Genomic DNA, 12,766 nt, shown 5'->3' with positions numbered 1-12,766 from the left:
GTCAAACCACTTGCTGGGAAAACTGCAGGCGATGCAGATTGGCATAGGCGCCATTGGCATCCAATAATTGCTGGTGATTGCCGGTTTCCATTATTTTCCCATGTGACAATACCACGATACGGTCCGCACGTTCAATTGTTGATAGCCGATGCGCAATAACGAGGGTGGTTTTACCTTGCATCAGGTGTTCCAGCGCCGCTTGCACGGCCCGTTCCGCCTCCGTATCCAGTGCCGAGGTGGCTTCATCGAGGATCAGGATGGGCGCATCCTTGTAGATCGCGCGGGCGATGGCCACGCGCTGGCGCTGGCCGCCGGACAGGCGCGAGCCGTTGTCGCCCAAGCGCGTTTCCAGGCCGTCGGGCAAGCCGTCGATGACGTCCGACAGGAAGGCGGCGGCGGCGGCCGCTTCGATGCGTTGCCGGTCCGGCGCCGCATCGCCATACGCGATATTGGCGGCCAGGGTATCGTCGAACAACACCACCTGCTGGCTGACCATGGCGATCTGGCTGCGCAGGCTGGTCAGCGAGATGGCATCGATATTCTGCCCGTCGAGCAAGATCTCGCCGCTGCTGGCCGAGTAAAAGCCGGGCAGCAGACTGACCAGGGTCGATTTGCCGCCGCCGGACATGCCGACAAAGGCGACCGTTTGTCCAGGCGCGATGCGCAGGTCGATGTGTTGCAGGGCCGGTTCCGGATGGCCAGGGTAGGCAAAGCTCACGTCCTTGAACTCGATGTGGCCTTTGCTGCGGCCAGCGAGCGGCTTGCCGCCCGTGCGTTCCGGCGTCTTGTCGATCAGCTGGAAGACTTCCTCGGCGGCGGCCATGCCGCGCTGCAGGGGGCCGTTGACTTCGGCCAGTTGCTTCAAGGGCGTCAACAGCATCAGCATGGCCGTGATGAAGGATACAAAGCCGCCGACCGTGATTTGGCCCTGCTCCGACTGGAACAGGGCCATCACGATGACCAGGGCCACGGCGGCGGCCGTGATCACCTGGGTGATGGGCACGGTGGCGGAAAAAGTGGTGGTCATGCGCATGCTGTAGCGGCGCAATTGCTCGGCACGCTCTTCGAAGCGCGACTTTTCGTAGTCCTGGCCGCCGAAGATCTTGATCACTTGCTGGGCGCGCGTGGTTTCCTCGATGACCTGGGTCAGTTCGGCATTCACGGCCAGCGAGTCGCGGTTGAGTTTTTTCAGGCGCTTGCCCGTGGTGCGCACGACGATGGTCAGCAGGGGCAGCAGCACCAGGGTCACCAGGGTCAGCGCCCAGTTCAGGTAGAGCAGCCATGCCAGCAGGCCCAGCACGGTCAGCGAGGAGCGCACGATCGAGGTAAACACCTTGGTCACCATCTCGATGATCTGCTGCACTTCGAACATGATGGAGTTGATGACTTTGCCCACCGTGTGCGTGTTGTAGAAGTCGATGGGCAAGTTCAGCATGCTGGCAAACATCCGGCGCCGCAACTCGTTGAGGATGCGCGTGGAGACATAGCTCATCAGGTAACTGCTGGCAAAGGTCGACGCGCCGCGCATGGCAAAGATGCCGATGACGATCAGCGGCACCAGCCAGAAGGAAAAATCCACCTTGCCGCCAAAACCATTGTCGAGCAGCAGCTTGAGCGCATACGGCAGCAGCGGTTCCGTGGCCGCCGTGACGACCATCGCCAGCAGGGCCAGGGCCAGGTGTTTCTTGTAGGGCGCGTGCAGTGCGGTGAGGCGTTTCAGGTCGGGCGTGAGCATCAGTATGGTTCCTTGCAGGGGACAGCAAAAACGGTCAGGCGAAAAACGAGTTCAGGCAATGCGTTCTTGCTGGCGCAGCATGGCCCACAGTATCACCATCGGGAAGACCAGCATGATGATGCCGATATTGAGGGTGAGCGAGCTCGTCGTCAGGCCAAAAATCATGTAGCAGGTGCATAGCACCACGCCGGCCAGCGCGAAAGGTTGGGCGCTTGCGGGGCCGTGACGCAGTGCCTTCGTGAACAGAGTCAGCGGTGCCAGGAATAGCAGTAGCAGGGCCAGCAAGCCGAAGATGCCACGCTTGACCAGGGAGTCGATGTAATCGTTGTGCGCATTGGTGTAATGCAACACAATTTCGCTCATTTTTCCTTCCGCCGACAGCTCCTTCTTCGCATCCAAATAGCCATTACGTCCCATGCCGAGCCATATATGGTCATCGGATAAAGTTAGTGCGGTACGCCACATTTCCAGCCTTTGGCCGACGGACGTGCTGACGTTGTCGCTGTTTTCAAATTTTTTCAAATCTTCTACGGCATCTGTGGCTCGCTCAAGTACGGGGGAATTGGGCACTACGGAGGACAGTACCGCCACGGTCAGTAGCGCCGCCAGCAAGCCAGTCATATAGTGCTTGCCGCGTGTTCTCGCATTGTGGACGACAAATATGCATCCGCAGACGGGCAGTGCCAGCCAGCCACCGCGGCTACCACTGATAATGGAGCCGAAAATTCCGATGAGGCCGCCGGCCAGCAGCAATGTGCTCCAGGCGATTCGGTGGCGCTGTTTGATGGCCCATTCGAGTCCACATAACGCTAACATGCCAAACAGCATGCTGACATTGCCATAGTGAATAGCATTGCTGGTGGCGGCCTGTGGCCGGAAGTGGCTACTCGGAATATATTGTGAGGCCGCTAAGACGGCGCCCGCGATAGCACCGATTGCCAAACCGCCCCACCAGGCTCCCGGCCGCGGCGGGTAAGCGAGCAGCAGCAGCAGCACGGGTGCGGCCAGCAGTGCCCGCAGCGGCATGTCGAGTTCGCGCGCCGGATCGCCGTGGTACAACATATTGGCCGTAAAAATGAAGAAGTACAGCAGCAGCGTACCGAGCATCAGATAATCGCGGCGCTGCAGATGCAGGCGGGGGCGTTTCCAAAGCAGCCAGCTGCTGGCCAGCAGCAGCACCAGCGCGCCAAGGGAATATCCGCTGTTGACAGCCAGCGCCAATGCCGAAAAGAGAAAAACACAAACAGAGGTCAGGCCGAGCATGAATATCCTTGGTAACGCACGACGTCGCCATGATGGCAACTGTAGCAACATAAAGTAGGCGTCATTGTAATCGAAGGGGGCAGCAAAATCGCCTCCCGGGAATTTGCTCTTCGATAACTATATGGGCTGTCTCAAGGGGAAAATGAAAAAAACCATGGTTTTTAGTCATGGTTTTTTTGTAAGCAATGGTAACTTGCTGTTATTTTGCTAAGGCAAGGAAGTCCTTGCCATGTGCATCAGGCAGTCGCCGGCACGCGGGTGGCGACGCCGGTGGCGATGGCCGCCTGCGACACGGCAGGCGCGACCCAGCTGCGCAGGCGCTCGTCGAACGGCGACGGTATCAGTTGCAGCGGCGTCAGGGCGCTGCTCTCGTGACCCGGTAACGGCTCCTTGGCCAGCGCGGCGATGGCGCGCACGCAGGCCAGCTTCATTTCTTCGTTGATGGTGGTGGCGCCCACGTCGAGCGCGCCACGGAAGATGTACGGGAAGCACAGCACGTTGTTGATCTGGTTCGGGTAGTCCGAGCGGCCCGTGGCAACGATGGCGTCGTCGCGCACGGCATGGACTTTTTCCGGGGCGATTTCCGGATGCGGATTGGCCAGGGCGAAGATCAGCGGCTTGGCTGCCATCGATTCGACCATCTGCGCGCTGACCACGCCGCCCTTCGAAACGCCGATGAAGATGTCGGCGCCGACCATGGCGTCGGCCAGGTCGCGGTCGCTCGTGTCGTTCGCGTAGCGCGCCTTGTTCTCTTCCATGCTGGCATCGCGGCCCGGGTAGATCACGCCCTGGCTGTCGCATACTTTCAGCAGCGACTTGTTCAGGCCCAGCGAGACGAGCAGGTCCAGGCAGGCGATCGACGCGGCGCCGGCGCCCGAGACGGCCACTTTCACTTTGCCGATGTCCTTGCCCACCAGTTCCAGGCCGTTCAGGATGCCGGCCGCGACGATGATGGCCGTGCCATGCTGGTCGTCGTGGAAGACGGGAATGTTCATGCGCTTGCGCAATTGCTGTTCGATGTAGAAACAATCGGGCGCCTTGATGTCTTCCAGGTTGATGCCGCCGAAGGTCGGCTCCATGCGCACCACGGTGTCGATGAACAGGTCGGGATCGTTCTCGGCCAGTTCGATGTCGAACACATCGACGTCGGCAAATTGCTTGAACAGGCAAGCCTTGCCTTCCATCACCGGTTTGCTGGCCAGCGGGCCGATATCGCCCAGGCCCAGCACGGCCGTGCCATTCGTGATCACGGCCACCAGGTTGCTGCGCGAGGTGTAGATGCCGGCCGTGCGCGGATCTTCCACGATGGCTTCGCAGGCGAAGGCCACGCCCGGCGAGTACGCCAGGGTCAGGGCGCGGGCGTCGCCCAGCGGTTTGGTGGGCGTCACGGAAATCTTGCCTGCGCGGGGTTCCGCGTGATAGGCGAGGGCGGCTTCTTTCAGGTTGAAGGTTTCGCCGTTCTGTTCGGCGTGCTTGCTGTGGGAAGTAGACATAAGAATTCTGGGAAGGGCATATTGGGCCCGAGTGGTCAATCCGGGCCATGGTATGCAAGCGTTTGCACGCTGTCAAGGCTGGATTGTGCTTAAGTCTGCCAAAACCGCTTTGGATACCGGTATTATTTCAATGCAAGCGTTTGCTCGGTTTTTGACGGAATGGGGAATTTTTACGATAAAATCACGGTATTGCGATCCGGGAAGCCCATGACAAACAAGAACCCCACCTTAAGCGACGTTGCGCGGGCCAGCGGCGTGCACTTTTCCACCGTCTCGCGCGTGATGAATCCGGCAACGCGGCAAATGGTCAGCGCCGAGGTGGCCGCGCGCGTGCTGGCCGAAGCGGGCCGGCTCGGCTACCGGCCCAACCGCGCCGCCTCCACCCTCGTCACGCGCAAGTCGCGCATCATCGGCGTGGTCTTGCCCGACATTACCAACGCGGTCTTTCCGCCTATCCTGCTGGGCATCGAGGAAGGCTTGCGCAAGCATGGCTATCTGGCCATCGTCGCCAATGTGGGCGCCGACGAGGAAGAGCAGCTGTTCGTCATCAACCGCCTGCTGGGGCAGCAGGTCGATGGCCTGATTTTGGCCACGGCGCGCCGCGACGATCCCGTCATCAAGATGTGCATCGACCAGAACGTGCCCGTCGTCACCGTCAACCGCAGCGACGAGACGGGCGTCGCTTCCTGCGTCGTCAGCGACGACGTGGTCGGCATGCGCCTTGCCGTGGAGCACTTGCTGGCGCTGGGACACCGCCATATCGCGCACATTGCCGGCCCGGAAAACCTGTCCACGGGCCACGTGCGCCGCCTCGGTTTCCTGGCCGCCATCCAGGCCAGCGAACTCGATCCCTCGCAGGCGTTCGTATTTGAAAGCAGCGGCTATTCGCGCGAATGCGGCAAGGCGGCCCTGCTGGAACTGCTGCGCCAGTCGCCGCGGACGACGGCCGTGGTGACGGGCAGCGACCTGGTGGCCCTCGGCTGCTACGACGCCATCCGCGAACTGGGCTTGAGCTGCCCCGAAGATATTTCCGTGGTGGGCCACAACGACATGCCGTACATGGACATGATCCGGCCGCCTCTCACCACCATCCGCATCCGCCACCACGGCATCGGCACGGAAGCGGCCCGGCTGATCCTGCAAACCATCGCCTTGCCCGATTCCCCGGTGCTCGATGTGCGCCTGAAACCCGAACTGGTGGTGCGCGAATCGACGGCCGCTCCCAGGGGCTGAAGCCGCGCCTGGGGCCGCGCCGCTGCAAGGTGGTACACTGGCGCCCCTCAACGTATTTTGCCCCTCTATCGCCATGACCAAAACCAACACGCCTTCCCCGAAACGCCGCGAAGAGGGCGTCGCCAAGCTGACCGTCAATCCATTCCTCGACGCCGAGTTTTACGCGCGCATGCGCGACTACACGGAGCGCGATGCGGCCATCATCAAGGAATTGAAGGCGATCGCCGAGATCCGCGCCGGCAACAAGCAGCCCGATCCCCGCCTGGCGCCGTCGCTGGCCGCCCTGCGAGACACCGTCAAGAAAGGCTTGAGCTTCGGCGAGATGCTGGACCGCATGGCCGCCGGCAAGGAAAAAGGCTTGTGGGAACCGTGGATGACGACCTTCGGCATTGAAATTCGCGCCGTCAACTACGGCGCCGGCCCGCGCAACGCCTGCCTGGTGCTGGACCTGGCAGCGAATGCCCCCGCGCACGCGATGTTCGCCAAGGCCGGCATCCAGAACTGGCGCAGCCTGGCCGCCGACGATTGCTCCGTCGTGCGCTCGGAAAAAGCCACGGAAACCACGCCCTTGAAAGTGTATGCCTTGTTTTACCTGGACCCGTTGCCAGCCTGATCCGCCAGCAGCACCACCGCCAGCACGATCAGCATCACGCCCGACAGCCGTTCCAGTGACGGCAGCGCGCGCGCAAAGCGCTGCCGCAGGGCGCTGCTGCCAATGGCCAGCGCTACCGCCATATCCCACGTCAGCACGGCAAAGACCATCCACGCGCCATACGCCGCCATCACAGCGGGACTCGTCTGCGTGTCGGCCAGCACGGTGGCCAGGCTGACATAGAACAGCGCATTCTTCGGATTCAGGATGGCGGAGACGAAGCCCGTCACGATACCGCCGCGCCAGCGTGCCTTGCCGTCGGCGGGCTTTGCATCCAGGCTGCTCTTGCCCGCATGGCGCAAGAATAGCCAGCCCAGGTACAGCAGATAGGCACATCCCGCCAGCCGCACCAGCATGAATGCCGTGCTGCCCGCCCGCAGCACCGACAGGCCGGCAAATGCCGCCACGATAAACACCGCATTGGCCACCGTAATGCCCACGCATGTGCCGGCAGCGCCGCGCCAGCCGTGGGCCAGCGAGGTGCGCGCGATCAGGAAAAAATCGGGACCGGGCGACAGCAGGGAAAGAAAATGGGCGGCGGCGATGAAGAGGAAATCCTGCATGGAGTTCGGCTCCGGCAATGGCGATGCGCGAGTATGCAGGGGCTGGCGACAGCCCGTATTGAAGAAAATTGCAGGTGCCTTAGCCGCCCTGGCCGCGATAGCGCCCCGGTGTGATGCCCGCATGCGCCTTGAAGACGCGCTGCAGATGGCTCTGGTCGGCAAACCCCAGCTCATGTGCCAGCTGCGCCAGTGCCGTCCCTGCCTGCAAGCGGCTGCGCGCGCGGTTGACGTGCATATTCAGCTGGTAGGCGTGCGGCGTCAGGCCCGTGGCGGCGCGGAAGGCGCGGATCAATTGATACGGGCTCAGGCCTGCCGCTTGCGCCAGTTGCCGCAGGCTGGCCGAGGGCTGCGCCTGCAACGCTTCGAGCACGGGCGCCAGCCGCCGCGGCACCGGCTTGCGTTCCGAAGGCAGCAGGTCGGTACGGGCGCTGGCGCAAGCGCCCAGAAACGCCAGCAGCGCCGCATCCTTCTCGGATGCGCTGGCCGTTGAAAACAGCAGCGCATTCATGGCGCAAAACTGCGCATACAGGACGGGGCAATGCAACACCGCCGCCGTGTCGCCATCGAGCGCCGGCGCGTGTGCTTGCAGCCACTGTGCATCGAGATGCAGCATCTGGTAGCTCCAGAGGGCGTCAGGCAGGGGATTGCAGGCGTGTACGCAGCCGGCCGGCACCAGCACCAGGCTGCCATTGCCGAGGGCAACCTTGCCGTCTTTGCTGCCCGTAAAGATGCTGCCGCCTGCATCGACGGCGCCGATGGAAAAGGTGGGATGGCTGTGCGGCTTGTAGCACGCCCGGCTGTGGCAGGCGCGCCGGCTTTCCACGTGGGGCAGGAGCGGGTCGCGCCAGAAGGCGGTGGTGCCGGGCATGGCTACATCAGGATGACGTCGTACTGCTCCTGGTGGTAGGCGTTCTCCACCTGCAGCGAGATTTTCTTGCCGATGAAGTCGCCCAGCATGGCCAGGTGCTGCGATTCTTCTTCCAGGAACAAGTCCACGACTTCCTGCGAGGCGAGGATGCGGAATTCGCGCGGATTGAACTGTTTTGCCTCGCGCAGCAGTTCGCGCAGGATTTCATAGCAGATCGTGCGCGACGTCTTGACTTGGCCCTTGCCGGCGCAGGCGGGGCACGGTTCGCACAGGATGTGGGCCAGCGATTCGCGCGTGCGCTTGCGCGTCATTTCCACCAGGCCCAGTGGCGAGAAGTTGCTCACCGAAACCTTGGTGCGGTCGCGCGACAGGGTGCGTTTCAGCTCGGCCAGCACGGCATTGCGGTGCTCGGCGTTGTCCATGTCGATGAAGTCGAGGATGATGATGCCGCCCAGGTTGCGCAGGCGCAGCTGGCGCGCGATGGCATGCGCCGCTTCCAGGTTGGTCTTGAAAATCGTGTCGGCGAAATTGCGCCCGCCGACAAAGCCGCCCGTGTTGACGTCGATGGTGGTCATCGCTTCCGTCTGGTCGACGATCAGGTAGCCGCCCGATTTCAGGTCGACCCGGCGGCCCAGCGCGCGCAGGATCTCTTCTTCCACGCCGTACAGGTCGAACAGGGGGCGCTCGCCCGTGTAGTGCTGCAAGCGCGTCAGTTCGCTGGGCGTGTAGATTTCCGCGAATTCGCGCAATTTGACGTAGTTCTCGCGCGAATCGACCTGGATGGTGGCCGTTTCATCGCCGACGAAGTCGCGCAGCACGCGCTGCGCCAGGCTCAAGTCCTGGTGCAGCAGGCTGGTGGCGGGACGCGTGCGCGCGCCGTGCGTGATGGTGCTCCAGGTTTTTCTCAGGTAGTCGACGTCCGCCTTCAGGTCCGCGTCGGACGCGTCCTCGGCCATGGTGCGCACGATGTAGCCGCCCTTTTCATCGGGCGGCAGCAGGCTTTGCAGGCGCACGCGCAACTGCTCGCGTTCCGCTTCCTTCTCGATTTTCTGCGAAATGCCGATGTGCTTGTCTTGCGGCAGGTAGACCAGCATGCGTCCGGCGATGGAAATCTGCGTCGACAGGCGCGCCCCCTTGGTGCCGATCGGATCCTTGATCACCTGCACCGTCAGCACCTGGCCGTCGAAGAGGATTTTCTCGATCGGCGCCGGTGTCGCGTTCTGACCGTCGTGGCCGCGCGCTTCCCAGATGTCGGCCACGTGCAGGAAGGCGGCGCGTTCCAGGCCGATGTCGATGAAGGCCGACTGCATGCCCGGCAATACCCGCACCACCTTGCCGGAATACACGTTGCCGGCCAGGCCGCGCGTGAGCGTGCGCTCGATGTGCAATTCCTGCACGGCGCCCTGCAGGATGAGGGCGACGCGCGTTTCTTGCGGCGTGATATTGATCAGGATGTCTTCGTTCATGGAGGCGGGGAAGTGGAGGCGACGAATGACATCATACCCGGGATCAGGGCAGGGGCAAACCTGCTTCACGCAGCAATTGCGCCGTCTCGTACAGGGGCAGGCCCATGATGCCGGAATGGCTGCCTTCGATATGCTCGACGAACAGGGCGGCGCTGCCCTGTATGCCGTAGCCGCCGGCCTTGTCGTAGGGCTCGGGCGTGGCGCAATAGGCGGCGATGGAGGCGGGCGAGAGCACGCCGAAGCGCACTTGCGACACCTGCGTGCGCTGTTCCGCGAAATCCTTGTAGTGCACGGCGATCGAGGTGAGCACTTCGTGCGTGCGGCCCGACAGCTGCTGCAGCATCGCCACGGCCTCAAGGCGGTCGGCCGGCTTGCCGAGGATGACGCCATCGATGGTGACGGTGGTGTCGGCCGCCAGCACGGGGCGCGGGGTCAGGTGGCGGCGGCGCACGAGGTCCCAGGCGAAGGCGGCTTTTTCATTCGACACGCGGGCGACATAGTCGAGCGCTGACTCGCCGGGGAGGACTTCCTCGGTGACGTCGGCGCCGCGCGGGCCGTCGCTGCGCAGCAGCAGCAATTCGAAATCGACGCCGATCTGGCGCAGCAGTTCGCGCCGGCGCGGGCTTTTGGAAGCGAGGTAGATCTTGTGATCAGCCGTTTTCATGGGGGAGTTCAGACGCGGTGATAGGGGTGGTTTTGCGTGATCGACCAGGCACGGTAGAGCTGCTCGGCGAGGATCACGCGCACCACGCCGTGCGGCAGGGTCATGCTGGAAATGCGCAGCATGCCTTCGGCACGTGCCTTGAGTTGCGGATCGAGGCCGTCGGCGCCGCCGATCAGGAAGGCGGTGTCGCGGCCATCCTGCTGCCACGCCATCAATTGCTGCGACAGGCCGACACTGGTCAGGTCCTTGCCGCGTTCGTCGAGAGCGATGATGCGCACGCCCTTGGGCAGGACGGCTTCGATGCGTTCGCGTTCCAGCGCCATCGCCGTGGCTGCGGTCTTGCTGCCGGAACGCTCCACCGGCTTGATTTCTTTCAGCACGATGCGCAATTCCGGCGGCATGCGCTTCGCGTATTCCGCGAAGCCCGTCTCTATCCAGGCCGGCATTTTATGGCCGACCGCAGCGATGATGAGCTGCATCGAGGCTTACGCTTCGACTTTTTTGATACGCTTGATCACGGTTTTTGCCGGTGCAGCATCGGCTGCCGGCTTGGCCGCGCGTGGGGCGCGCACTTTTTTCTCCGGCAGCGCCTTCAAGGCTTTCACGGCGGCCGCTTCGGTCTTGGTTGGCGCGACTTTCACGGTCTTACCGACGGCTTTGGAGGCGGTGGCTTTCTTCGCCGGGGCTTTCTTGGCGGCGGTGGCTGCCGTGGCTTTCTTGGCCGGTGTCTTTTTCTCGATCACGGGCGTCGCTTCCACATTGGCCTTGCTCGCCGCCAGATGGCCGCTGACCTTCTTCGGCTCGTCGCCGGCCGCTTTCTTCGGCGCGCGCTTGGCGGCGCCCAGCTTGACCGGGGTGTCGCCCCAGATTTCTTCCAGGCGGTAGTAGGCGCGGATAGGCGCTTGCATGATGTGGACGATCATGTCGCCCAGATCAACCAGCACCCATTCGCCGGTCTCCTCGCCTTCCATGCCGATGATGTCGCCGCCGGCGTCCTTGACCTTGTTGCGCACCGAGGCGGCCAGCGCCTTGGTTTGACGGTTCGAGGTGCCGGAGACGATCGCGATGCGGTCGAACAGGCTGGTCAGGTGACTCGTTTCGAAGACGGCGATGTCTTGGCCTTTGACGTCTTCAAGGGCGTCAACGACGAGGGTTTGCAGTTTTTTGATGTCCATTTAGCTTTTGTATAAATTATGTTGTTCAATATAGTCTAGCACTAGCGGGGAAACAAGCGAGTTTGCCCGATTCCCCCGTTGTAATGCCGCACGTATTTCGGTGGCGGAGATATCCACCGCGAAGTCCTGTGCCAGATAAGTCAGACCGTGCGGCGTGTTGCGGATGCTTTCCAGTGACCCCAGGCGGCGCGAAAATTCTTCGGCGACCACTTGCGGCACTGCGGTGTCATTCAGCGCGAAGCCGGGGCGGGCCGCGACGCAGATATGCGCGTATTCAAATAATTGCTGCCATTCGCGCCAGGTCGCGAGCCGCTGCAGCTGGTCGGCGCCCATCAGGAAAACGATGGAGGCGCGCGCTCCCAGCTCGGCGCGTACCTGGCGCAAGGTATCGATGGTGTAGCTGGCCTGGCCATGTTCGCTGCGCTCGATTTCCTGGCGGTCGATCACGACCGGCAGGGGCAGGCCGGCAAACGCCAGGCTGGCCATCTCGGCGCGCTGCTGGCCGGTGGCGCCCAGGTGACTCTTTTGCCAGGGCGCGCCGGCCGGAATCACGCGCAGTTCATCGGCGTGCAGCAGGCTGGAAAAATGCGTGCCCAGCGCGACATGGCCTCGATGCACGGGATCGTAGCTGCCACCGAGCAGCGCCACGCATGCCGTACCGTTCGCCGTACCACTTTCCTTCACGCCTGCAGCCAGTCGCGATGCACGAGGAAGTCAGTATACAACGCCGCTTCGGGACTGCCCGCTTCCGGGTGCCAGTCGTAGCGCCACTTGACCACGGGCGGCATCGACATCAGGATCGCCTCGGTGCGGCCGCCCGACTGCAGGCCGAACAGGGTGCCGCGGTCGAACACCAGGTTGAACTCGACATAGCGTCCGCGCCGGTAGCACTGGAAATCGCGTTCGCGTTCGCCGTAGGGCGTGTCCTTGCGGCGCGCCAGGATCGGCACATAGGCGTCAATGAAAGCGTCGCCTGCGCTGCGCAGCATGGCGAAACTGTCGTCAAAGCCCAGGGCATTGAAATCGTCGAAGAAAATACCACCGGCGCCGCGCGCTTCGCGCCGGTGCTTCAGGTAGAAATACTCGTCGCACCACTGCTTGAACTTCGGATGCAGCTCGTCGCCAAACGGCGCCAGCGCATCATGGCACACCTGGTGAAAGTGCTTCACGTCGCCCGCGTCGCCATAATACGGCGTCAGGTCCATGCCGCCGCCGAACCACCATACGGGTTCGCCCTCGGTATTCACGGTGCTGAAAAACCGCACGTTCATGTGCACCGTGGGCGCATACGGATTATGCGGATGCAGCACCAGCGACACGCCCATCGCTTCCCACGCCTTGCCACCGAGCTCAGGGCGCGCGGCCGCGGCCGATGGCGGCAATGCGGCGCCGGTGACGTGCGAAAAATTCACGCCGCCCCGCTCGAATACATTGCCTTCCTCGATCAGCCGCGAAATGCCGCCGCCGCCCTCGGGGCGCTGCCAGGCATCGGTCAGGAAGGGCTTGCCGTCCTGCGCTTCGAGCGCCTGCACGATACGGTTTTGCAAATCGAGCAAATAGGCCTTGACGGCCGAAGGAGAGGGAGTTGACGACATCGCGCGGGCCGACGAGGCCGAAATAAAAAAGTAAGGACGGATTGTACCCTGTAACGGAT

12 protein-coding genes and 1 pseudogene are annotated in these 12,766 nt (G+C 62.8%); 2 read left to right on the top strand and 11 right to left on the bottom strand.

The genetic code is table 11. From position 1 onward, the window contains the following. Position 1 precedes the first annotated feature (1 nt). The 3 genes and pseudogenes from msbA to AC54AF_RS07465 form a co-directional block, all read right to left on the bottom strand. Positions 2-1,735: a lipid A export permease/ATP-binding protein MsbA gene (gene msbA, locus AC54AF_RS07475; protein WP_496636033.1), complete on the bottom strand. Its 1,734-nt coding sequence runs from the start codon at positions 1,733-1,735 to the stop codon at positions 2-4. Positions 1,736-1,786: 51 nt separating this feature from the next. Further along, complete coding sequence (locus AC54AF_RS07470) at positions 1,787-2,998, bottom strand: O-antigen ligase family protein (protein WP_496636032.1); 1,212 nt, start codon at positions 2,996-2,998, stop codon at positions 1,787-1,789. Between the two features lie 254 nt (positions 2,999-3,252). Further along, positions 3,253-4,491: pseudogene (locus AC54AF_RS07465) on the bottom strand (malic enzyme-like NAD(P)-binding protein); the annotation flags it as partial. 207 nt (positions 4,492-4,698) lie between these two features. Here AC54AF_RS07465 and AC54AF_RS07460 point away from each other — a divergent pair. Both AC54AF_RS07460 and AC54AF_RS07455 read left to right on the top strand, forming a co-directional pair. Beyond that, a complete protein-coding gene (locus tag AC54AF_RS07460; protein WP_496636031.1) occupies positions 4,699-5,724 on the top strand; it encodes a LacI family DNA-binding transcriptional regulator in 1,026 nt (341 codons plus the stop codon). 73 nt (positions 5,725-5,797) lie between these two features. After that, positions 5,798-6,337 (top strand): hypothetical protein, encoded by a 540-nt coding sequence (locus AC54AF_RS07455; protein WP_496636030.1) that lies wholly within the window; start codon positions 5,798-5,800, stop codon positions 6,335-6,337. On the opposite strand, the gene AC54AF_RS07450 is transcribed toward AC54AF_RS07455, so the two are convergent. From AC54AF_RS07450 to hemF, 8 genes are all read right to left on the bottom strand, one after another. Beyond that, positions 6,313-6,939 carry a LysE family translocator gene (locus tag AC54AF_RS07450; RefSeq protein WP_496636029.1) on the bottom strand — a complete coding sequence of 209 codons (627 nt, stop codon included), beginning with the start codon at positions 6,937-6,939 and terminating at the stop codon, positions 6,313-6,315. The two genes, AC54AF_RS07455 and AC54AF_RS07450, sit on opposite strands and share 25 nt — an antisense overlap. Positions 6,940-7,018: 79 nt before the next feature. Further along, entirely contained in the window at positions 7,019-7,807 is a 789-nt protein-coding gene (locus AC54AF_RS07445; RefSeq protein WP_496636028.1) for an AraC family transcriptional regulator, read from the bottom strand. Between the two features lie 2 nt (positions 7,808-7,809). Beyond that, a complete protein-coding gene (gene rng, locus AC54AF_RS07440) occupies positions 7,810-9,273 on the bottom strand; it encodes a ribonuclease G (protein WP_034747098.1) in 1,464 nt (487 codons plus the stop codon). Between the two features lie 43 nt (positions 9,274-9,316). Next, entirely contained in the window at positions 9,317-9,937 is a 621-nt protein-coding gene (locus tag AC54AF_RS07435; protein WP_496636027.1) for a Maf family protein, read from the bottom strand. Positions 9,938-9,945: 8 nt separating this feature from the next. Next, entirely contained in the window at positions 9,946-10,416 is a 471-nt protein-coding gene (gene rlmH, locus AC54AF_RS07430; protein WP_034747108.1) for a 23S rRNA (pseudouridine(1915)-N(3))-methyltransferase RlmH, read from the bottom strand. A 6-nt stretch (positions 10,417-10,422) separates the two neighbouring features. Next, a complete protein-coding gene (gene rsfS / locus AC54AF_RS07425) occupies positions 10,423-11,112 on the bottom strand; it encodes a ribosome silencing factor (RefSeq protein WP_131685356.1) in 690 nt (229 codons plus the stop codon). Continuing rightward, the gene (locus AC54AF_RS07420) at positions 11,113-11,796 is read right to left on the bottom strand and encodes a nicotinate-nucleotide adenylyltransferase (RefSeq protein ID WP_496636026.1); all 684 of its coding nucleotides are present in this window, start codon (positions 11,794-11,796) and stop codon (positions 11,113-11,115) included. It lies immediately after the preceding gene. Next, on the bottom strand, positions 11,793-12,707 hold the full coding sequence (gene hemF, locus AC54AF_RS07415) for an oxygen-dependent coproporphyrinogen oxidase (protein WP_496636025.1): 915 nt from the start codon (positions 12,705-12,707) through the stop codon (positions 11,793-11,795). The genes AC54AF_RS07420 and hemF overlap by 4 nt, the downstream gene beginning before the upstream one ends. Between the last annotated feature and the right edge of the window lie 59 nt (positions 12,708-12,766).

The sequence above is a fragment of the Janthinobacterium sp. JF4 genome (assembly GCF_059617925.1).
The sequence above is the reverse complement of the archived record's forward strand: the minus strand, read 5'-3'. Positions and strand labels throughout refer to the sequence as shown.

What these genes read in the sequence shown, in the direction of transcription:
- rsfS (WP_131685356.1), bottom strand. Translation starts at nt 11,112, where the DNA reads ATGGACATCAAAAAACTGCAAACCCTCGTCGTTGACGCCCTTGAAGAC.
- AC54AF_RS07455 (WP_496636030.1), top strand. Translation starts at nt 5,798, where the DNA reads ATGACCAAAACCAACACGCCTTCCCCGAAACGCCGCGAAGAGGGCGTC.
- rng (WP_034747098.1), bottom strand. Translation starts at nt 9,273, where the DNA reads ATGAACGAAGACATCCTGATCAATATCACGCCGCAAGAAACGCGCGTC.
- AC54AF_RS07470 (WP_496636032.1), bottom strand. Translation starts at nt 2,998, where the DNA reads ATGCTCGGCCTGACCTCTGTTTGTGTTTTTCTCTTTTCGGCATTGGCG.
- AC54AF_RS07435 (WP_496636027.1), bottom strand. Translation starts at nt 9,937, where the DNA reads ATGAAAACGGCTGATCACAAGATCTACCTCGCTTCCAAAAGCCCGCGC.
- AC54AF_RS07460 (WP_496636031.1), top strand. Translation starts at nt 4,699, where the DNA reads ATGACAAACAAGAACCCCACCTTAAGCGACGTTGCGCGGGCCAGCGGC.
- rlmH (WP_034747108.1), bottom strand. Translation starts at nt 10,416, where the DNA reads ATGCAGCTCATCATCGCTGCGGTCGGCCATAAAATGCCGGCCTGGATA.
- AC54AF_RS07450 (WP_496636029.1), bottom strand. Translation starts at nt 6,939, where the DNA reads ATGCAGGATTTCCTCTTCATCGCCGCCGCCCATTTTCTTTCCCTGCTG.
- AC54AF_RS07445 (WP_496636028.1), bottom strand. Translation starts at nt 7,807, where the DNA reads ATGCCCGGCACCACCGCCTTCTGGCGCGACCCGCTCCTGCCCCACGTG.
- hemF (WP_496636025.1), bottom strand. Translation starts at nt 12,707, where the DNA reads ATGTCGTCAACTCCCTCTCCTTCGGCCGTCAAGGCCTATTTGCTCGAT.
- msbA (WP_496636033.1), bottom strand. Translation starts at nt 1,735, where the DNA reads ATGCTCACGCCCGACCTGAAACGCCTCACCGCACTGCACGCGCCCTAC.